This window comes from Candidatus Saccharibacteria bacterium, assembly GCA_016789455.1.
Classification (GTDB): domain Bacteria; phylum Patescibacteriota; class Saccharimonadia; order Saccharimonadales; family Saccharimonadaceae; genus CAIJKY01.
Genome location: JAEUQU010000002.1, coordinates 566,822 through 587,934, shown reverse-complemented (window position 1 = coordinate 587,934; position 21,113 = coordinate 566,822). Strand labels below are relative to the sequence as shown.

Here is a 21,113-nt window from a genome sequence, read left to right as displayed (position 1 = left end):
CACTTACTCCTCTCCGCCGTCAACGGCGGAAGACAATAGGGCCTCGAAATTATAAAATATTAGTAATAATAAAGCAATATTCCCCATGCCAATAAGAAACCGCCGGTGCATCACTGCCTCCGGCGGCCTCTCCCTGCATGATTAGTGTACCTAGCGGGCGATGCTCAGCAGCGTCCAACGCGCGTGAGCTTCGTCACAACGCAGACGGTACTGAGTATTGCCATCGCTCATGGTGAAGATGCGAACCACCTCCTTCCCCCGGCGCACCAGGCACTGCAGGCCTGACTCGACAAAATTCACAGTGTCGCCATCGTACTCGATGCGCTTGGGATAGCTACGACGGCTATCGCCACGGGCGAAGTACAGGGCGGTCACAGTGACGTCTTCATTAATGATTGATTTTGTCATATCTTATTCTCCTTAAATCATTTAGCTTGTACCTTTGGTACTTGCAACGGATTTTTTTGGAGGGCTTACCATGGAAAGAGCATCGCGACCGTTATCGCGAACACTTGTTTACCTGGAAGCCAGATATGGAAGAAAACAGTGACGCTTTGCTCGCCGCGCCTCCAGATAGGAAGCGTGAACCGGTCCGCCAGTGTGTATGCCTCTTTTGATGTACGTCTGTAAGTGAAAAGTGGCGTGGCATAAGGCATTGCTGCCGTAGCCGCTCCCCAGTACTCACATGACTGCCTTTATTATAACGCTAATGGTGCCAAATGTAAGTGTTGACAAACCCGGCAGTTGACCGTATTTCTATCTGTTAGGCGAATCCAGCCGGGTGCGGTAGAATGTATGAAGATTACCCCTATGACAGCCACTCCTAGTCCATCGCACCCTATTGATGCCGCCGGCGATTCTTTGACGCGCCCGGCCGCCCAGCTGCTGCAGGCCCTGCAGCAGGCCGCCGTGCCGGTCCCCGAGACTGACGATCTTGTCCGTATCCCGGACACCGCCGACAACGCCTACTGGGCGTACGAACAGCTGCGCAACGCCGTCGAATACCAGGAGCAACACCTGCTGATGCGCAGTTCCATCGGCCGCTTCCTTAACCGCCACTTCGAAGAGGATGTCGCCACCAGCAACACCGGCTACGAGCTGGTACGCGAGCTGACCAAGACCAGGTATCTCGCCAACAGCAGCGTCCAGGAAAGCCTGGTGGACGGCCTGAACCGCCGGCTCGTCGCCTACCAGCAGCTTAACGCCCGGGTCGGCCAGCACGGCCGGCAAGGCCGCTACGTCTCGCGCATCATCGATATCGCCTCTGCGGATCTGCAGAACATGCTCTTGCCCAACCCCCAGCAGACCGCCCTGATCAATTTCACCTTTCATTCCCTGTATGGCAACCTGGAGACATCCCAGCCGCTGAGCGAGGCCCGCGCCGCCGCCCTGTACGCCGCCGTACACCGGGCGCTGCTGAAGTCTGACGAGGCGACCATCAGCTTCTACATGTTCAATAACCAGTTCGTGCAGTGGCACCGCGATGACCGCAGCATCGAGGCCGCCGCCGCCCGCCTGCCCGATTTTTTCAAGTTCCTGAACTCCGTGCTCTACGGCGACGATTCCTACCAGATGAACAAGCTGGCCCGCCAGAACATCGCGCCCTACATCATCCTGCACTCCACCCTGCAGGAGCTTAAGGATCCGGTGCCGCTGCTGACCCAGCCGGCCAAGCTGCTACATAAGGCGGAGGAGGTGGCTGCCGTCCAATACAAGCGCGTCAAGAAACGGCTGCGCAGCTCGGTCATCCGGGCCATCATCTTCTTGCTTATCACCAAGATGATCGTCGGCCTGGCGCTGGAGGTGCCGTACGACCTCTACGTCTACGGCGAGCTGCACCCGGTGCCGCTGCTTATCAACCTGCTCTTCCCGCCACTTTATATGCTGTTCCTTGGTTTGACTATTAAGACGCCTGACTACCGCAACACCGACCGCATCGTCCGCGACTTGCGCGCTACATTGTATGGCGGCAAGCTGCATTACCGGCTGCCGCGTGGCAAGCACGAAAAGACATCGACCGGCTTCAATGTGCTATATGGCCTGGTGACGCTGGCGCTACTGGCCGGTATCACCTGGATTCTGTACCGTATCGGCTACAACGCCGCCAGCGCCGTCATCTTCTTTATCTTCCTTTCCACCGTCAGCTTCTTTGGCTACCGCATCTCACAGTCGGTGCGTGAGTTGCGCGTCATTGAACAAGGCACCACTTTGGATGCTTTGGCCAGCGTCATCTTCACGCCGTTCATCCGGTTAGGCCAGTGGCTGAGCAGCCGCTACAGCAAGGTCAATATCTTCATCATTGTGCTTGATTTCATCATTGAGGCTCCGCTCAAGACCCTGCTGCGCCTGTACGAGCAGTGGCTGGCGTTTTTGCGGGAGAAACAGGACGACGTCCTTTAGCCGCTCCCGGCTGTGATGCAAATCATAGACAAAAATTATAATTTGTGCTATAATATATATAATGTACTTGTTGATACCGTGCCGGTAGTGCTGCATGAAGCAGGAAGAAACTCAAGCGTTTGGCGCTTTGTCATAAGCGGTATAAAATAGGCCATAAGGCATACTGTATGAACATAAAAATACCCAGTATCGGTGGGCGGCGTGATGGGTTTACCATCGTTGAGCTGCTGATAGTGATTATAATCATCGGCATCCTAGCGGTCATTGCCGTCAATTCCTTCTCTACTTCGCAAAAGGCCGCCCGCAACCGCCAGAGTACGTCCATGGCGCAAGCCTACTATAGGGCTATGGTAAGTTATGCCACGGTCAACGGCTCCTATCCGCCCTCCGGCGTCAATTACTTCTGTCTGGGCAGCGGCACTAATGATGTCAACGGCGATGGCCGCTATGACTGCAAATGGACGGGCGGCACCGCGCATATCTCCACCGACACGACATTCAATAATGCCATCAGGGCCTATGTTGATATCACGGCTCCTAATGTGCCGCTGGTTGTCCGGAACACGTCCAACGAGGACCAGATGGGCGTCCAGTACTGGGCGCCGACCGGCGGGACATTGGACGGGCAGTACCATCCCTGGTATATGAACTACTTCATCGAGCCGCCCGGCAACTGCAGCTTCGGCAAGGTGGTGACCGATGTCAACTGGCCTCAGTTCTCCGCTACGACGCCGGCCGGCGGCTATACGTACGAGGAAAACGGCATCCGCTACTGCATGATCGCCCTCCCCAACCCCACGCGGCTCTAGCATTGGCACGGATCACCTTTCACTGGTATGATATGTCTAAGGTAGCATAAGCATGAACATACACACTTCCGCCCGCCGGAGCCGGCGTTACGGTTTCACTATCGTCGAACTGCTGATTGTCATTATTGTCATCGCCATTCTGGCGCTGATCGCCATCAGTTCGTTACGCGGCGCACAGGAAAGGGCCAGCGATGCCCAGACGCTGTCATTCACTGAATCGTACCGCAAGGCGTTGACGGCCTATGCCACGGAGCGCGGCATTTATCCGCCTAATATCCCTTCCTGCCTTGGGTCGGGCTATCCTGACCTGGATGGCGATGGTACGCCCGGCCAGTGTATCGCTTGGAACGTCGCACCGAAGGCGCCGCTGCTGAGTGAAAAGCCGTTCGTCATCAATGAACTGGCGCAGTACTTCGGCTCGAACCCGGGTGCCCCGAGCCCCCGGCCCTACTATTTTGGCAACTATGCCGTGGCTGGTGTGGCCATTGATAATATGGGCGCCGCCGGCACGGTGACGCTTAACGGCGTCAACTACGACTGGTTCCTCTGGTACACCCTTAGCAAGCAGGCCACCACCTGTCCCATCGGCCCTGTCGTCAAGTACAGCGAACGCCCCAACCTCACCACCTACGACCACACCCCCAGTGAGGTGCTGGATAATGGCATCCGGTGCTGGGTGCCGTTGACGCCGCCGGATCGGCTGTGAGGACACCGGCCAAATAACAAAAGGGGCGCATATGCCCCTTTTGTGTGTCGTGCCGCTGCGTTGCCTATTGGCAGATAATAGTCAGCTGACAATTCTGGTTCGCGTCCATCACTCCATCCAGGTTGATGTCGTAGAGCGGTTTGGCCTGGCTGAAGTCATCCAGTCCCTTCTCTACTGCGGCCCAGTCGTCGTGATCGTTGCTGTAGGTGCCGCCGGAGTAGCTGACGGCCGAGAGCGGCTCGCTGCTGCCCGTGACGGTGTAGTTCATGATGCCGTAATAGCCGTCATGCTCTTCCAAGTCGACCGGGGTCTGGTCGTCCACCTTGCTGTAGACGCAGCTGCTGTCCTGAGCCTCATAGCGCTGGGCTGATGAGAGGCACAGGCCATGTCCCAGCTCGTGCATCACCGCCTTGCCAAGGTGCAGGTCAAAGTCGTTGCCTGCCAGGTCCTTGAGCGTCTTGTAGCCGATAAGCACATCGTCGTCGCCGGGTAGCGCGGCGCCGGTAACATCGATGCCTGGCAGGGCTTTACTGAAGATCATGTAACGCCAGATGTTGTGGCGCTTGGCGCTGTCAAAGTTGGACGGCGTATCGAAGGTGGTACTGCCCAGCTTGTAGTCGTGGACGGAGAGGCTGCTGCTGTCAAGGTCGATGACATCGCTCACATACTTGAGGGCGTTGCCGCCGCCAAAGTCCGCCACATCGTCGCCAGGATTGACCTGGTCGTTGTTGCCATTGCTCTGGCCGATGTCGAAGTGAGCTTCGATACCCTGTGCCCGGAAGGCCAGGATGACCGGCATCAGCTGGTTGGCAGTCGGCTGGGTGGAGTACTGGTTATTATCCACGACCCAGTCGATCTGTACATACAGGTCCTTTTGCTTGGGGTCCGGCGGTGCGCAGCGGACGATGTTGTTTTGGCCGTCCGTCTTGCAGAAAGCCGCGACCCGGTCAGCAAACCATTCGGATTCTTTGTAGTCGTTGATGCCGTCACTGTCAAAGTCGGCCTGGTAGTCGCTGGTCTCCTGCTGGTCCTCGTGGAACTTGCTCAGCCCGTCGGTGTCGATGTCGACGACCGTGTAGTTGTAGCTGGAAAGCGGCTCAGAGCGAGGATAGCGGTTGCCGATGACGTTGGTCAAGTCGACGACGCTGACGTACGAATCGCTGGCGCTGCTGCAGTGGTTGGCGTACCACTGGAGCTTGCAGGAGACAAAGTAGGCTTTACCGTTCTGGATATCCAACTTGGTGCTGGCGCCGAACTTGTCCTGGCCGTTTGGATCCATGGTGAAGTCGTCCGAAGAGGCATAGACGATAGAGCTGTTGCCGCTGGTGTCGATCTTGCGGACCACCACGTAGCGGTCGGAGTTGCTGTACTGCGTCACGTCGGCGGTGGAGACGACCACGGCCACGCCGTTGTTATCGACCACGGGCTGGCTGGTCTGGCGGACAGTGGCAAAGCCGGCGCCACTCAGGTTGTTGAGGTCCTTGTTGTAGACGACAGTACCGCTGGTGGAGTATTTGACCAGCATGTCGTCGTAGGCACCCCAGGCGCCGGGCTGTGCGCCCAGTACGATCACGCCGTTATCCGGTGCGATGGTGACAGCGTCCGGCACGAAACCGCAGGTGTTGACCGGCACGGTCGACTTGGTGGTCGTGGAAGTGTCTGGCGTCGCCTTGGCCAGTTCGACCGAGCCGGTGCAGTTGGCGTTGGGGTTGTAGGTGTCAGACTGCGGCCCTGGCGTCAGGATGGCGTACACGTACCCTGCAGCATTACCGCTGGCGTGGATGACGAACTGGCTGGTGCTGTGCGCCAGGTTGACGGCCTTGCTGACCTGCTCGACAAGCTCGTCATCGGTGATGGCGGCTGTGCTCTGCTTGTCGATGGAGGCGGTGCGCACCGTGGTGCCATCCAGGAAAGTAACCTGGTTTTCGCCAGGGAAGATGTGCTCATACTGCCGCGGCTGGCCGACGTTGGCCGGATTGCCGGTCTGCAGCGCGAGACTGGATATGGCCTGGCCGTTCAGTGCGCTGACGGCGTACAGCCGGTTGTCTGGCGATGAGCAGCCAGACTGCGCGTAGGCATAGACATAGACGATGCCATCATAACCGATGGTCGGGAATGACAGCTCAGCCAGCTTGCCCTCGGCCGTACTGGCGGACGGACAGGCTTCCGCCTGGAACGGCTGGCTCCAAAGCTGCGTGTTGCCGCGGTAGGCCGCCAGGCGGCGCTGGTAGTTGCCATAGGCTTCTTTGACTTCGTATACATAGACCGTGTCGTCCAGGCCCACACCCATGCCGACGTTGTCGCAGGACGGTGCCCACCAATCGGCGTTGTTGTCGCGCTGGGCGCTGTCGATATGGGCGTGCGCGCCGGAGTATGTCTTGCTGTACGTCCATGGTGACGACGAGCCGCTACAGATGGAGGCATTGTAGCTGCCGTCCTTATGCGCGTAGATGTACTCCGGACGGTAGCTGCCCATGTCGGTATGGACAGCGGCGGCGCCGGCCACCTCCCCGCTTAGTAATGTTTGTAACGAGATTGATGCCAGCAGCATCAATGCGAATAGTCCCCTCTTGAGACCCTTACTCATTGTTGACCCCTTCTTTAGTTTTTGACTGCGGTGGTGCAATGATAATAGTTAACTACTCGTACGACATGAAAATCATCCTCATTTAATGCGATGGGGACGAAGACTTGTCCGACAGATGGTGGACGCCAAGTTAAGAGTGGAGCTTGCGGCTGTGTGTTTACTGAATAAATCTTCTGCACTTAGCTTACGGGAATTTCGAGTGAAGCGGAAGAGTTTACTTTTAGTGCCTGATGTAGTAAATGGCTCATCAATTTATTTGAGCTGCAGATAGTGCACAAGCGTATCGACGGTTGCTTCATCAATCTCGGGCACGAGCAGGCAGGTGAACTGGTAGGATTGGCGGCCGTCGCCGTCGAAGAAGTAGTCGATATACGTATTGATGTTGGCACCCGTCGCTGTCTTTTGGATGCGCTTAAACCGCATGGCCGCCTTGCCATTGAAAGTGAACTCGTCCTTCTCGACAACTTGGTCCGAAGCCTCAAAATCAGCGATTCGGGATGAGTAAGGCTCGTCCGGGTTGTCAACCAAAATGCACGCTGGATTTCCCTTGCCGCTTTCAACGGTAAGCGTTATCACATTGACATCATCAGAAATCCCGCCGGTCTCCTGATCGGCTTTCCAGCCGATAGGATACGCGAGACTTATGGTGCCGCTGCTGTGGGCCTGCTTCCGCAGACCGCTTGGGGCTTCTTCGCTGGCGATGGCCTGCAAGTCATCAACCTTTAGGGTCGGATTGAACTGTATTGGTTGCGGAGACGGTGCGGTGGTCGTGCTATCTTGGGCGGGGCTGCCAGTGGTACTCTTGGGGCTCGACGGTGTGTTCGAAGCGCTTTGTGTCGACGCGCTTTTTTGCCCCTTTGTATCTGGAGAAAATAAAAACACGTATATAAGCGCTCCGCCTACGAGTAGGAGTGCCAGAGCTATGAGGAGCAATGTGGCAATTTTTGTGTTTTTCATAGTGTATTGAGACGACAGTGTGAAACCTAAAACTTCTCCCGAATATGCGCCATACTATACTCCCAACTCGCATCCGTCTTCTTGTGCGGATTGAAGATATTCTGCTGGTCAAAGATATGCTTCACCTCACGGAACAGCCCGGTGACGGCAGCGCCGTACATCTGCTCCAGCCACGGGCCGCGGATCAGGCCGTCGTTGTGCTCGCCGGAGAGTGAACCTTTGTATTTGAGGACCAGTTCGTTGACTTCGCGCATGGCGGGTTCGAGCTTGGCGCGTTCGCTTGGCTCCTCGATCTTCATCAGCGGGATGACGTGGAAGTTGCCATCACCCATGTGGCCGGCGATGGTGGCCAGCAGCTTGTACTTCTTGATGATGACACGCAGCTTGGGCAGGAATTCCGGCAGGTACTTTGGCGCGACGATGAAGTCGTCGATGAACGGCGCGGTGTGCTTGTCCTTGACCTTCTTGCGCAGCAGGTTGAAGCTTTCGCGGCGCATAATCCAGAACTTCTTGCTTTTTTCCTCGGTCTCGTCCTCTTCCATGGCCATGCCGTAGGGCCTCAGGGTCTGCTTCATGGCGTGGATCTTCTTGGCCACATCCTCTTTAGTGTCGCCGTTGAACTCGATCATCAGGATCAGCTTGGGAATGCCGCGCATCAGCATCAGGGCATTGGGCAGCAGGCTCAGGCCCAGCTTAGCCAGCCCGACCCAACCCAACGTGCGCTGGAAGAACGGGAAGAACTTGAAGCTCAGCCAGAGCGTATTGTCGTCGAAACACTCAAAGGTAGCCGGCTTGTGCGTCAGGACGGTGTTGATGACCTCGCCCAGCTTGTCGGTGTTCTTCATGAAGCAGACCAGCAGGCCGGAGTGGGCGCGGCGCGGCACCAGGCGGAACTTGATATCGGTGACGATGCCGAGCGTGCCCTGGGCGCCGACGATCAGCTTGCAGAGGTCGAAGATGCCGGTCTCGCGGTCCCAGACATCCCAGAGGTTGTAGCCCATGGAGTTCTTGGTGACTGCTGGCTTAGCTTCTTTGATCTCGTGGTAATTGGCCTCGATCAGCTCAAAGAGGCGTTTGTAGAGCTGGCCTTCAAAGTCGGTCTGGGCCATCTTTTTGATGAGCTCGGTCTTACTGAGCGGACGGACGGTGTATTCTTTGCCGTCGGCAAAGACGACCTTGAGTTCTTCGATGAAGTCCTCGGTCTTGCCGTACTCCAGGGATTTTTCGCCGCCGGAGTTGTTGTTGACCATACCGCCGACGGTACAGAGCTCGCGGCTGGCCGGGTAAGTCGGCATCAGGACGTTGAGCTTGAGTGTTTCGGCGTCGAAGTCACGGTAAAAGACACCGGGCTGCACATGGCCGGAGGTGGTGGTGATGCCGTGGATCTGGTTGAAGTGCCGGTTCATGTCCATAACGATTGATTCGCCGATGGCCCCGCCCGACATGTCAGTGCCGCCGGAGCGCGGTGTGATGGAAAGCGTTGGGTCCTTGTACTTGTTGCTGGCTACGAAGCTGACCAGCGCCTCCACATCGCCGCTGTCCTTTGGTGCGACGACTACTCTTGGTTTGATTTCGAAGAGACTGGCGTCGTGGCTGAACGCCTCGCGCGTTTCGTCGCTGGTGTCTATCTCGCCTCTAAAGATAGACCCCAGTTGTGTCTGTATATCCATAATACTCTTATGATACGCGTTGTCAGGTGATATACACAAGCACATTAATACTGTCACGGTTTAGCATTTGCCTGCTTTGGGCTATACTCTATAAGCATGAACCTTACGCTGCGTATCGAAACCAAGACCATCGTCCGGGTCTTGCTGACAGTGACCCTGTTCGGCCTGGGCATCTACTTTTTGACCAAGATCGCCAGCGCCCTTACTATCTTTGCCGTGGCGGCCTTTCTGGCCCTGGCCTTGAATCCGCCGGTAACCCGGCTGGCCAATATTTTACCGGGCCATAGCCGCATCCTGGCGACGGCTATCGCCTACGTGGTGGTACTGACGATACTTGGGTCGCTGTTGTATGTGGCTGCCCCGCCCGTCTATCAGCAGACTAACGATTTTGTACGTAACATCCCCAACCACATCACGGAGCTGACGGCCAATAACAGCGCCCTGGCCCGGGTCATCGACCAGTACGACCTGCAGGATGAAGTGGCCCAGTTCGTCAATAAGGCGCGCGAAGAATCCGGATCTATCGCCCAAGGCGTCGGCACGTCGCTGGTCAGCGGCGTCAGCAACTTCATGAGCGGTACGGTCACCATGCTGATGATCCTTGTATTGACCTTCCTGATGCTGATTGAAGGGCCGTCCTGGATCCGCCGTCTTTGGGAGCTGTACAACGACAAGCGCCGCCTGGCCCGCGACCAGCGCCTGGTGCGCCAGATGTACAAAGTGGTATCGAACTATGTGACCGGCCAGTTCCTGGTGGCGACTATCAACGCCGCCGGCGTGCTGGTGGTACTGTTCATTCTGTCGCAGATATTCGATGCCGTCTCGCTTAATATTATCCTGCCGATCACGGGTATCATCTTTGTGGCTGCTTTGATTCCGATGTTCGGGGCTACCATCGGTGCTATCATCGCTACGTTCGCGTTGATTCTCAGTAGTATTCCTGCCGCTTTAATCTTTCTGGGCTACTACATCATCTACCAGCAGATTGAGAACAACGTCATTCAGCCAGTCGTGCAGGCGCGCACGATTCAGTTGACGGCGCTGATGGTCTTTACTGCTGCCATTCTTGGTATCCTTGCCCTCGGCATCATCGGTGCGGTCATGGCCATTCCCATTGCCGGTTGCCTGCGCGTGCTGGCTGTTGACTTTCTTACTCATCGTGACGATTACTTCCACAAAGATCACCGCCATGATGGCAAGAAAGCCGCCCTCGTCGTCAAGTAACTTGCAGTACGGCCATCTCACATTCACCATACGGGGTCACTTTTTTAACGGACTTCCACTGGAAGTCCGTTAAAGCGTTAGGCTGAAATCTGTCTAGAAACAGATTTCACATACCCCGTATAGTGGATGTGAGATGGCCGCCGACGTGCAGTGACTAGGTGACGATGAGTAAGACGCCGGTCAAGCATATGATGGCGGCTGCTATTTTTCGGGCGATGCGGTTGCGCTCAACGGGTAAGAACGCCAGAGCCAGTAATGTCGTGACGATGATGCCAGTCTGGCGTAATGGTGTGACCACCGTGAACGTACCTTCCTTGTAAGCGTAAAGCATGGCAAGGCTGCCGAGACCGTAAAAGATCGCCATGACGGTGAGTCTAGTGAGCATGACGCGTTTGAGCAGCGGTGCGAAGTTATGACGTGAGCTGGGGCGGATGAAGAAGGTGAAGATGGCGGTCACCAGGAAGCTTATGGCGGCCCAGGAGAGCGTATCGGTGTGTCGGCCGACATGCGACCATGCGGTAATGGCTACGCCGAACAGCAAGCCCGAGAGCAGTCCGTAGAGCGTGCCGCTATCGAGTCTCAGTGAGCGCAGGTTCTTGACGAGCAAGAGGACGGCCGCGAATATCAGTGCAGTCCCGATTACCTGTAGCAATGTCAGGCTTTCATTGAACAGTATGATGCCAAGCGCCATGATCCAGACAGCCTGCGTAGCGAACAGGACCGCAAAAGCCGACGCCTCCACCCGCTGCAGCGTCTTGGCATAGGCGATATGCCCGAAGGCGTACAAGACCACGGACAGCAGCGCCGGCGCCCAGACCGCCTCGATACCCGGCAGCTTGAATCCGACGACAAGCGCCACCGCCATCAACAGCACCCCGACCAATCCCTGGAAAATCACTGCATATGCAAACGGATCCGTCTTTTTGTCGCGCAGCAGTACCCGCTGCAACAACACCGACGTCGACAGGCCAAGTACACTGGCCGCCGTCAATAATTGCCACGTTTCCATGCCTCAAGCATAACCCAAGGACGGCAGTAAAGATAGTGGACGAGCGGATTGCCTGCCGCAGCAAACAAGCTTGTTTAGTGCACAGGGTTGCGGGGTATTTCTCAGGTATGCTCTGGGGTATGTGAAATCTGTTTCTAGACAGATTTCAGCCTAACGCTAAAACGGACTTCCAGTGGAAGTCCGTTTTAAAAGTGACCCCAGAGTATACCTGGGAAATACCAAGAGAGCTAATCTCCCTTGCCGCAGGCGATCTTGTCCTTGTTGCGATCAAGGTTAAAGCGATCAGTCCCCGTAGCCGCAATACCATCCTTGAACTTAGTCCGGACATATTCGCAGGTAATCTTGTCACGACTCCCAGGATACTGCAGACACTGCTCCCCCGCCTTACCATAGTCAATCAGACACCCACCAGACGACACCCCACTCTCCTGCGCCTCATTGGCACTACTGCCAGGCACCGGCGTGTGTCCCGTGTGCCCACTGTGGTCAGTGTTGACGCCGGCGGCAGGCGTGCTGCCATCGTCGGGTGTCTGAATGTTGCTCTCAGTGCCGATCGGCTTTGAGGCGGCTGATTGCAGGCTGTTCTGCGGCTGGCTGGCCGGATCGCGGCCGCTGAGCGGAGCGCCGTCGCCGCTTTCAACCTGGCTTTGCAGTTGTTTCTGGTATTCCTCCTGGGCGGCGCTCGGAGCGCCGGTGCCGGTGGCAAAGGTAATGGCCGCAGCAGCGCCGACCAGCAGGATGGCGGCGGCAATCAATGCCAACGCCTTGCCCCGGGCGGAGCGCAGGATGCCACTCCGCTGTTTGCTGATGGCGAGCGACGGGCGCGATGCCGTGCCGGATTTCTTGTGGAGCGTGCGGGCCATGGTGCCTCCCTTTTATGGCTTAGCTAGTTATTTGACCAGTACCCAGGCGGCAGTCGATGGGACGCCGTCGGAGTCGGTGACGGTCAGCATGTACGGCCCAGGGGGCAGCATGTTGCGGTTAGCGGTGACGTTGACGGTAGCCACGCCGCCGGCGACGCTGACAGGCAGGTCGACCAGGCGCATGTTGGCGTCCATCTGGTGTGTCACGGACATCGGGCGGGTCAGCTGTGCCCACTTGACGGTCTTGCCGGAAGCAACGTTGACGTTGAACTTGAACTGCTGGCCGTAGGTGGTCTCAGCCGGGACGCCGGAGATGGTCGGGCGGGCGGTCTTAAAGAGGTAGCTTGGCTGGTAGACCGAGATCCGCATCTCGAAGGTGCCATCGCCAGGGTTGGAGCCCATGGCTACGACGCGGCCGTCAGGCAGCAGCACTGCGGTCGAGTGGTAGTTGCGGCCGATCGGGTCGGCAGCGACTGAGCGCATAGTGTTGGTGGCCGGGTCGTAAATGGCGGCAGAGAGGACGTTGGTGGCGTCGTCGCGGTTCAGGCGGCTGCCGTTGCTGAAGAGAACGGTGCGGTCTGGGAGTGTGGTGCCGTTGACGTACATCTTGCCTTCGCCGGGCAGGTTCGGGCCGGGTACGTAGGCCGGGTTGGCAGCCTTGAGGTCGATAATGTCGGTCAGGTTGATACCCGGGTTCTGGGTGTCGATGTTACCGCCACCCGTGATCAGCACCTTCTGGTCCTGGGCTGGTGGCAGCAGGATGGAGGATGACTGGTCGCGCATGTCTTTGCCGCGCAGGCCCGGCACGTCGGCGATGGCACCGGTGTTCGGGTTGTAGATGGAGGCGCCGGTGCCTGGCAGGCCGTTACCGAAGACGTGGCCACCGCTGTAGAACAGCCGGCCGTCGCCCATCAGGTACATGTGCGGGTAGAGGCCCCAGAATGACCAGCTTTGGGCGACCTGGTCGCCTGGCAGCCAGCGGCCGGTCTCGACATCGAACTTCTCGGTGTTGACGGCGCCGCTGGTGTCTTCCTTCAGACCGCCGGCCATCCAGATGTCACCGTCACCGAGCTGGGTCAGCGTCGGGTACCAGTGGCCTTCGTTGGCGTCGTTGGTGGCGGTAAAGGTGTTGGTGTCGGGGTTGAAGATCCAAGAGTCCTTCAGACCGCCGTAGTCACCGCCGCCAGGCGTGCTGGGGTATGACTTGGTGCCGCCCTGGATGAGGACGCGGCCGTCGCCAAGCGTGACGTGGCCGGCGCAGAACATGTCCTTCGGTACATCAAGGGTAATGAAGGTGCCGGAAATCGGGTCCCAGATGGAAGCCTTGAAGGAGCCGGCGTTGAATGCGTCAAGGTCGTTGCCAGAACCGGCAATCAGCAGCACCTTGCCGTTCTTGAGGACGGTGGCGTGCGAAGAGCGGACCGGGATGTTGTAGTTCATGACGCTCCACTGGCCGTTGGCGGCGTTGCCGGTGGCCGGCGGAGTGGTCGGAGTCGTCGGCGTGGTCGTTGCGGCGACCTTGGTGGTTGAGTAGTCGTCAGTGATAAGGGTGCCGTTACCGTAGATGGTGATACCCCAGGCGATGGCGTCGACGCCCGCCGGAATGGCCGGCGTAGTAGCGGTCATCTGGGTCCAGGCAGTAGCAGCTGGAACGGTCTTCAGGTCGGTCCAGTAGCCCCAGCCGGCGGCAGTGTGGGCAAAGACGGTGACGCTGTTGCTGGCGGTGGTCGATTTATACCAGGCAGACAGGTTGTACTTGTCGCCAGGAGTCACCGCGGGAGAGGCGGCTTCGGTTGGCAGCAATTTGTAGTCGCCTTCGGTGCGGCCGCTCAGGGTGATTGAGTGGGCGCGGGTGCCGCCGTGGGCGCCGCCGACGACTGCGGTCTGCAGGTTGGCGTTACCCCAACCGGCAACAAACCAGTCGGCTGGCGGGTTGCCGCCCAGCTCAAGGCCAGGGTTCTTGGTCAGCTCACCGGTGGTAGGCGTCGGGTTGGTGGGCGTAGGATTGGTAGGAGTCGGGTTGGTAGGTGTGGTGCCGCCGATGGCTTCAAAACCGTAGTCATCAGTCACCAGGGTGCCATTGCCGGAAAGCGAAAGGCCGAAGGCAATCTGGTCGGTGCCTGCCGGTACGACCGGCGTGTTGACACTCACCTGCTTCCAGGTGGTGCTGGCGGTCGGGGCGGCCAGGTCGGTCCAGTAGGCCCAGCCAGCGGCCGAGTGACGGAAGACGGTCAGTGAGTTCCGGGCGGAGGTCGATTTGTACCAGACAGAAAGCTTGTAGGCGGTGCCAGGTGTGGCAGCCGGACCACAGGCGTCGCTCTCGGTCATCATCAGCTTACGGTCACCGTTGACGTAGTTGCTGATGGTGACGGATTGGGCTTTGGTGCCGCTGTGTGCATCGGCGGTGATGGCCCAGTTGACGGTGTGCTGGCCCCAGCCTGCCTGCGTGAAGCAGTTGGGGGTGGTGCCGGTAGTCTGTTCCAGGCCTGGGTTGACCAGGGCGGCAGGAGCGGCCATGGCGACCGGTGCGGGCAAGGTAAAGATACCTGTGCCTGCAGCGGCAATCAGAACGGCGACGCTGACTAGGGCGGCAGATTTGGCGCGCTCAATAAGGCGCTTGCTAGAGGTGACGGAACTGCGGATGTTTTGGAAAGCTTTCATACGATAGAACGACCTACTGGTTAATAGTGATAATGTATACCCTAATTATATACCTTATGCTCTATAATGTCAAGTCAAATATGATGTATTTTCCCCTTTGCTGCCCTTGTGAGTGGTACTGATAGATTGAATTTAACGAAAAATTATGTATAAAGATTGGTGGATTCGCTTCCCCGACAAAATAAGGAGTTGATATCCGTGGCCGAGGCTGAAGCCGCCAGGACGCCCCCTGCCCGGGAGTACCGGATGGTCCAGGCGCGCGCGAGCTATGCCGTGGTGCTGGTGGGTCTGCTGATGATTCTGGCTGGAGCCCTGGGACTTCTGCTGGGGCAGGGCCAGGGACGGCAGCAAGGTGTCAAGGACCAGGTCCAGGTGCTGCGTGCGGTGCACTACGCCCTGATGCAGCAGCGCTGGGTGTATGCCCAGCAGCCAGACCAGGACTCGCAGGTGGCCCAGGATGCCCTTGAGACCTGCATGACCCTGGTCATCGCTTACAACGGATCTACGCAGCATTTGCGGCTCGACATGCCGCGGCTGTCCGTTGCGGTCGATCAGGCGGGTCTGCCGCAGCACCTCTACACTGAGGAGTGTGTCCAGGGCCGGTACGACGATCCGCCACCTCCGCCGCCACTGGGCGGCTGACGGCACTGTCCGGTGCGGCGGGCTTCACGGCCTGCCGCACCGGATACTTTTAATTATGATCATGAAAAACGGCGGCCACGGGCGGGCCGCCGTCCCCACTACACCAACCAATGGCCCAGATGGCCCGTGTCCCAGTCCTTGGTCGTGGTGTATATCACTGCCGCTTGGCGCAACGCGCTGTGCGTGGCAAGGAGTTGTGCTTCGCTGATGGTGCCGGATGAGCTCCGCCCGTTGTTGAGGTTGAGCCTGGCACCTTCACCCGAATCGCCGGGCGGGTACTCCCACTGCAGCCAGGCTGCACCGCAGCGATCGCTGAAGTAGTGCCCCTGGCCGAGCCGCTCATCAGTGAACTCGATCTGCCAGCGGACATCCCACTGGCAGTTTTCCTGGTTCGGTCCGGTATCCATGGCTGTGAGCGTAGTGGTCCAGGTGAATCCGGAGTGGCGCTCGACCTTTGTCACGCTGGCGCAGTCGTCCATGTCCAGCTCTCCGTCAAACGCCTCTCGGACGAGTGCTGCCCTGTGGCTGCTCATGCCGAAGCTTTGTTCCAGGATTGCGAACAGCCCCAGGAGGGCGCAGCTCTGCATGAGGTGCAGGTCGCTGGACGTGGTGTCGGTGGTCATCGGGTGCTCCCTGCTGTTGGTGTGCGGGTATGTAGCAGTAAAGCATATGGAGCGAGTACTGCATAGTAGCATGGCAGAGAGTTGAATTTATATAAGTAATATTATATAGTAATCGCTGTTAGCTTCGTCCGAGAGAAAATGGTGAACCATGGAATATCCGTACTCGTCCATCCGCTTCGACCTGAAGGTCAAGGCGAATGGACGGCGAGCCAACCGACTGCGTCTGGCGCTGAAGGACAAGCTGCCCTCGCCGGACGCGGAGGACACCATGTCCGGCTACACCTTCCAGTACGAAGGCCGCACCTTCCAGTACGAAGGCCACACCTTCTGGGTGGTTGGCGACGGGCTGATTGAGTACAAGCCGAGCAGCGCCTACATCCGCGGCATGTTGCCGCCGGTCTACCTGCAGCTGCACATCGTGGAAGTCCGGTTGAGTGAACATCGTAACGACAACTTCCCGGCGGCCGGCTTCTATATCGACCGGGAGATCGGCCTCGAAGCAGTGGTGTTCCACTACCGCCGCTACGACAACCCGATGCAGGGTGATGAGGTCAGGGAGCTGCTGGAGGCCAGCCTGCGGGGGCACTCGCTCAACCGTCACGAGTCCGTCTCGCTGACTCTGCCGGTGCTGGTGCTGCGTGAGTGGGATCTGCGTCTGGTGGCAACTGGGCCCGGCGCCCTGGAGGACGCGCACCGCGCTTACCGTCGGCTGCGGTCAGGCCAGTGGCAGCCGACCGAGCCGTTCATCGACGTCGTTCCCGACGACGACAAGGCGTCTCAGCTTCTCCACCGGATTGGTCTGGAGGAAGACGACGACCTGCTGCCGGTCGTCACGACCCACGAAGTCTGACGGCCTGGGGCCTGAAGGAGTGAGCTCATGCTCGCGCCTTCAGGCCCTTCTTCATGCCGCTATTTTGAGCCGGTCCAGCTCCATAGTTGGCGCTTGTTGCCGTCCTGCTGGATGTCGCGGACGATGATGCCATGGTCGTCGCGCAGGCTGGCACGCAGCTGGTCGCTGGTGTCCCAGTCTTTGTTCTGTAATGCGGTCTGACGCTCATCAAGTAATGTCTGGCCGGCCTTAGTGATGTCTGGAGTATTTTGTTCAAGCTGTAGACCGAATGCTTTGTCGAGTTGTGCAATGAACGCAGCAAGGCGGTGCTTGGGCAGCTGTGCGGGCGTAGCGGCTTTCAGCTTGCCGGCGATTTCATCGGTATGGCGCAGGGCTTCCGGCGTGTCCAGATCGTTTTGCAATGCTTTGGTAATCGCAGCCCAGGCTTCGTCAATCAAGGCGCTCAGTTTGGCATCATCTCCGCCTTCCGCCTGCCAGCGCAGCACGGCAAACTCCCGCCAATTGCTCAGCCGCGCGGCGGCCGCTGCCAGATTCTGCCAACTGAAGTTGCTCTCGGTGCGGTAGTGGCTTTGCAGGACGAACATCTTGAAATCGAGTGGTGAGTATCCTTCTTTGGCAATGTCCTGCAGGGTGAAGCCGTTGCCCAGGCTTTTGCTGATCTTGGTGCCCTCGGCCAGTAAGTGGGCATTATGCAGCCAGTAGCGCACGAACTGCCTGCCACTGGCCGCTTCGCTCTGTGCTATCTCGTTGGTGTGGTGGACGGGAATATGGTCGATGCCGCCGGTATGGATATCAATGGTCTCGCCAAGGATATCCATGGCCATGGCCGAGCATTCCAGGTGCCAACCCGGGAAGCCGGTGCCCCAGGGACTGTCCCATTCCATGTCGCGCTTGGCGTCCTTAGGGCTGAATTTCCAGACGGCGAAATCGCTGGCGTTGCGTTTTTCGGGATTGGCTGTGACGCGTGCTCCCTCCTGCAGGGCCTTGAGATCCAGCTGGGCGAATTCGGCGTAGCGCGGGAATTCGGCGGTATCGAAATAGACGCCGTCACTGATGATGTAGGTAAAGCCCTTTTCCTCCAAGGTTTTGACGAGGGCGATCTGCTGCGGGATGTAGTCGGTGGCCTTGGTGATGTGTTGCGGCGGCAGTAGCGCCAGTGCCTGCATGCCGGCTAAAAAGTCGTCTGTATACATCTTTGCGACTTCCCAGGCGGTCTTACCTTCCCGGCGGGCACCCTTCTCCAGTTTGTCTTCACCTTGATCGGCGTCGCCTTCATTCTCGCCGGTCAGGTGGCCGACGTCGGTGATGTTCATGACGCGTTCCACTTTATAGCCGCTCAACTCAAGGGTGCGCACCAACATGTCCCAACGGACATACGCCACCCAGTTGCCGACGTGGAGATAGTTATAGACGGTCGGGCCGCAGGTATAAAGCGTTACCCTGCCCGGCTCGAGCGGCGTGAACTCCTGCCGCTGCCTGGCGGGTGAGTTATGAAATGTGACTGATTGCGTGTGTGTATTCATTGTGTCCCCTGTCTATCTGCTACGAGTGTAGCGCTCGAAAGTTAAATGGTGATGAACGAAGTACAAGTTCGTAAAATCAACAACCATCCTGAGCACTTTTAGCAGGGGTACTGGCATTTTTGGAAGCGGTGTTTGAAAGGTTTTGCAATGCCTTGTCGGTGGCATTCACCAATTCTTTAATCACGGTTTCATAATTGTCATATACTCTGAATCCAGCCGAGAATGGATGGCCGCCGCCCCCGAAGTAGCCGGCCACCATCTCGGCGATCTTGGCCTCGGGGTTTGCCCGCAGCTTGCCGGTGATTCGTCCGTCTGGGTACGTCTTGATTGCCACGGCAATTTTGACGTTGTCCACCAGCCGCATTTCGTCCAGCACGAGCACGCTTGGATTGAAGCGGTCGGAATACTCCTCGATCTCTTCCCAGGGAATGTGGATGACGGCCAGCGCTCCGTCCAGGAAATAGTCGATGCGCTGCAGCAGGCGGCCCTTGTAGGCCAGAATCTCAGGGCTTTTGCGCATGAACTCACGCCGCCGTGTTTCCACCTGGCTGGTGTGGGTGCCGTACTCCATTAATTTGGCAACGGAACGGACACTTTCCGGACTAGTGCCCTCAGTGGTCAGACCCAGGCTATCGGCCAGAATGGAGCCAAGCAGATTGTCTGCGGCGTCAGGTGTGATATCCCAGCCGGACTGTTCGGCAAAGTCAAGCAGCAGCTCGCCGGTGGCGACGCGGCTTGGGTCGAGGACATCGATGGTCGGAAACGGCAGGTCGCCTTTGGTAACGTGATGGTCGAAGACGATGACCGGCATGTGGGATAGTTTGGTGCGTACTTCAGGAGATAACGCCTTCTGGAGCAGTGTCGCACTGGCAGTATCAACAATGATCGCCAGGTCGGCCTTGCGCGGAAAATCGGCAGTAACACGATCCCAGCCCTTGAAATAGCGGAGGTACGAGGGAATGTTGACCTTGCAGTACATACTCACCTGCTTGCCGCGGTTGCCGAGCAGTTCTTCTAACGCCAAAGCAGAGCCCAGGGAGTCTCCATCCGGGTTTTCGGCCTGGATGACGACGATATGGCTGGCACGATCCAGCGCTTCGGCCGCAGTGATATACATTCATAACAGTGTACCATAGGGGTATAAATATTGACTAAAGTATGAATAAATGTTACAGTTTTATAGCCCTCTACCCTGAGCGCTACTGACCGAAAGGTGGCATCTGTGGCCGAGCGTCACAGCCATCCCAAGACCTGCGGCTGCCCTACGTGCGAGAGATACTTCTCCATGTTCGGCACCAACAGGGTGAAGTTCGTTCATGGCGAGCCGGTGCCCATTCAAGGGTCTGGCTCAAGTGACGTACGCCTTGGCGGCGACACCTCCGGATTTGCCCGGCAGGAACGTCCCGGACGCCGGGCGAAACGTCACAACAACAAGAGCCACGGCACGGATCGGCGTGGGCGCGGCCAGAGCTAGCTGGCCAAGGGGTGCTCGGCGTACTTTCCGAGCACCCCATTATAACTTTTGCTATTATCAAGAACATGCAAACCACTACGCTTATAAAGCTTTTCACGGAGACTCACGTAGCTCATCTGTATGAGCATTTCGTGGCATATCATTTACATATGTCTTTGAAGACAAAAAGACTGATTGAGTATATAGATTATGAATATTCTGCCGCGACCTATGGTGGATATGTATTGCTTGACATAACAGCCTCACCTGCAAACATGCCACTTATAGTGAATACCGTACAGACGCTGGGCTTGGATTTTAGAGATGATGAAATCAGTTCAGCACTTAGCATCTTGGCTTTGGAAGAAGACTCTAAATTGTCAGGCGAAATTTTACGGATTAAGGAAAAGCTAAATGAAGTTCATGGCAGTGACTGGATACATCTTGATGACATCGGTATACTCCCCGTTGGAACACAGGGACTTCATGAGACAAGACGCCAAAAGTTCTCAACGCTAAATGTCGTATCTGAACCTGTGGCTGCAGCACCAATAAATGTTAACTTCGTATTGCAGCCACTTGATGCGTATGATGTTCAGCGCGATTTTCCTTTATTTCAATTGATGACTAATATTCTGCACGACAATATAGGTCATGAACTAATTTGGTTACATCAGATGTACTTCACTGAAGGTCTTGTATATAAAAAAGCGCAATCGGTTGTTAATCAATCAGTTTATCTTAGCCATCATACCGATGATGGGTCTCGAGAACGGATACTCGCAACTTGCAGTAAGGCTGTAGCTTACTTATTGAATTTAGGCTTTTCACAAAGGTTCGCTCAGTACTTGCGCGATGTTTCATATGATGAACATGGCAATGCCCCTAAGGAGGAAGACATGGTGCGCTCCTTCCATATACTAGTCGGAGGGAGGGGATGGCGTTCGATGGCCGATGCTAATTTAATACAGCCCATGATAAAAAATATGGTTATTGAAGTGCAGGATGACAATGCGACATCCCGGCTCTCACTCCAAGAGCTGTGCAAGTAGTTGTTACATCACTACCGCAAGCGCATTGACGCCACCATTGCACGGTGCAATAATCCTGTGTAGTTATGTAAAAACGGGAGGGTC

General features: G+C 57.2%; 17 protein-coding genes. 7 read left to right on the top strand and 10 right to left on the bottom strand.

All coding sequences use genetic code 11. The features are described 5' to 3' along the window. Nucleotides 1-150: 150 nt before the first annotated feature. Nucleotides 151-408 (bottom strand): hypothetical protein, encoded by a 258-nt coding sequence (locus JNJ66_04185; GenBank protein ID MBL8159631.1) that lies wholly within the window; start codon nt 406-408, stop codon nt 151-153. Between the two features lie 402 nt (nt 409-810). On the opposite strand from JNJ66_04185, the gene JNJ66_04180 reads away from it, so the two are divergent. The 3 genes from JNJ66_04180 to JNJ66_04170 all read left to right on the top strand — a co-directional run bounded on the left by JNJ66_04180 (nt 811) and on the right by JNJ66_04170 (nt 3,915). Further along, the gene (locus tag JNJ66_04180) at nt 811-2,400 is read left to right on the top strand and encodes a hypothetical protein (protein MBL8159630.1); all 1,590 of its coding nucleotides are present in this window, start codon (nt 811-813) and stop codon (nt 2,398-2,400) included. A 167-nt stretch (nt 2,401-2,567) separates the two neighbouring features. Next, on the top strand, nt 2,568-3,209 hold the full coding sequence (locus JNJ66_04175) for a prepilin-type N-terminal cleavage/methylation domain-containing protein (GenBank protein MBL8159629.1): 642 nt from the start codon (nt 2,568-2,570) through the stop codon (nt 3,207-3,209). A gap of 52 nt (nt 3,210-3,261) precedes the next feature. Then, entirely contained in the window at nt 3,262-3,915 is a 654-nt protein-coding gene (locus tag JNJ66_04170) for a prepilin-type N-terminal cleavage/methylation domain-containing protein (GenBank protein MBL8159628.1), read from the top strand. A 64-nt stretch (nt 3,916-3,979) separates the two neighbouring features. Here the strand turns inward: JNJ66_04170 and JNJ66_04165 are convergent, their stop codons facing one another. The 3 genes from JNJ66_04165 to JNJ66_04155 all read right to left on the bottom strand — a co-directional run bounded on the left by JNJ66_04165 (nt 3,980) and on the right by JNJ66_04155 (nt 9,129). Further along, the gene (locus JNJ66_04165; protein MBL8159627.1) at nt 3,980-6,502 is read right to left on the bottom strand and encodes a hypothetical protein; all 2,523 of its coding nucleotides are present in this window, start codon (nt 6,500-6,502) and stop codon (nt 3,980-3,982) included. A 252-nt stretch (nt 6,503-6,754) separates the two neighbouring features. Next, a complete protein-coding gene (locus JNJ66_04160) occupies nt 6,755-7,213 on the bottom strand; it encodes a hypothetical protein (protein ID MBL8159626.1) in 459 nt (152 codons plus the stop codon). Between the two features lie 272 nt (nt 7,214-7,485). Beyond that, nucleotides 7,486-9,129 (bottom strand): FAD-binding oxidoreductase, encoded by a 1,644-nt coding sequence (locus tag JNJ66_04155; protein MBL8159625.1) that lies wholly within the window; start codon nt 9,127-9,129, stop codon nt 7,486-7,488. A gap of 96 nt (nt 9,130-9,225) precedes the next feature. Here JNJ66_04155 and JNJ66_04150 point away from each other — a divergent pair, with 96 nt between their 5' ends. Continuing rightward, nucleotides 9,226-10,353, top strand: coding sequence for an AI-2E family transporter (locus tag JNJ66_04150; protein MBL8159624.1), 1,128 nt, complete (start codon nt 9,226-9,228; stop codon nt 10,351-10,353). 154 nt (nt 10,354-10,507) lie between these two features. Here the strand turns inward: JNJ66_04150 and JNJ66_04145 are convergent, their stop codons facing one another. The 3 genes from JNJ66_04145 to JNJ66_04135 form a co-directional block, all read right to left on the bottom strand. Then, on the bottom strand, nt 10,508-11,362 hold the full coding sequence (locus JNJ66_04145) for a DMT family transporter (protein ID MBL8159623.1): 855 nt from the start codon (nt 11,360-11,362) through the stop codon (nt 10,508-10,510). A gap of 227 nt (nt 11,363-11,589) precedes the next feature. Continuing rightward, nucleotides 11,590-12,225 carry a hypothetical protein gene (locus JNJ66_04140; GenBank protein ID MBL8159622.1) on the bottom strand — a complete coding sequence of 212 codons (636 nt, stop codon included), beginning with the start codon at nt 12,223-12,225 and terminating at the stop codon, nt 11,590-11,592. A 27-nt stretch (nt 12,226-12,252) separates the two neighbouring features. Then, nucleotides 12,253-14,886 (bottom strand): DUF1929 domain-containing protein, encoded by a 2,634-nt coding sequence (locus JNJ66_04135; GenBank protein ID MBL8159621.1) that lies wholly within the window; start codon nt 14,884-14,886, stop codon nt 12,253-12,255. 198 nt (nt 14,887-15,084) lie between these two features. On the opposite strand from JNJ66_04135, the gene JNJ66_04130 reads away from it, so the two are divergent. Further along, on the top strand, nt 15,085-15,528 hold the full coding sequence (locus JNJ66_04130; protein MBL8159620.1) for a hypothetical protein: 444 nt from the start codon (nt 15,085-15,087) through the stop codon (nt 15,526-15,528). 98 nt (nt 15,529-15,626) lie between these two features. On the opposite strand, the gene JNJ66_04125 is transcribed toward JNJ66_04130, so the two are convergent. After that, a complete protein-coding gene (locus tag JNJ66_04125; GenBank protein ID MBL8159619.1) occupies nt 15,627-16,151 on the bottom strand; it encodes a hypothetical protein in 525 nt (174 codons plus the stop codon). 268 nt (nt 16,152-16,419) lie between these two features. Between JNJ66_04125 and JNJ66_04120 the strand changes: the two genes are divergently transcribed. Further along, entirely contained in the window at nt 16,420-17,001 is a 582-nt protein-coding gene (locus JNJ66_04120; GenBank protein MBL8159618.1) for a hypothetical protein, read from the top strand. A gap of 59 nt (nt 17,002-17,060) precedes the next feature. Here the strand turns inward: JNJ66_04120 and JNJ66_04115 are convergent, their stop codons facing one another. Both JNJ66_04115 and JNJ66_04110 read right to left on the bottom strand, forming a co-directional pair. Continuing rightward, nucleotides 17,061-18,524: a cysteine--tRNA ligase gene (locus tag JNJ66_04115; protein MBL8159617.1), complete on the bottom strand. Its 1,464-nt coding sequence runs from the start codon at nt 18,522-18,524 to the stop codon at nt 17,061-17,063. A gap of 76 nt (nt 18,525-18,600) precedes the next feature. After that, complete coding sequence (locus JNJ66_04110) at nt 18,601-19,641, bottom strand: DHH family phosphoesterase (protein ID MBL8159616.1); 1,041 nt, start codon at nt 19,639-19,641, stop codon at nt 18,601-18,603. A gap of 422 nt (nt 19,642-20,063) precedes the next feature. On the opposite strand from JNJ66_04110, the gene JNJ66_04105 reads away from it, so the two are divergent. Continuing rightward, nucleotides 20,064-21,029, top strand: a complete 966-nt coding sequence (locus JNJ66_04105) for a hypothetical protein (protein ID MBL8159615.1) — start codon at nt 20,064-20,066, stop codon at nt 21,027-21,029. Nucleotides 21,030-21,113: the final 84 nt, after the last annotated feature.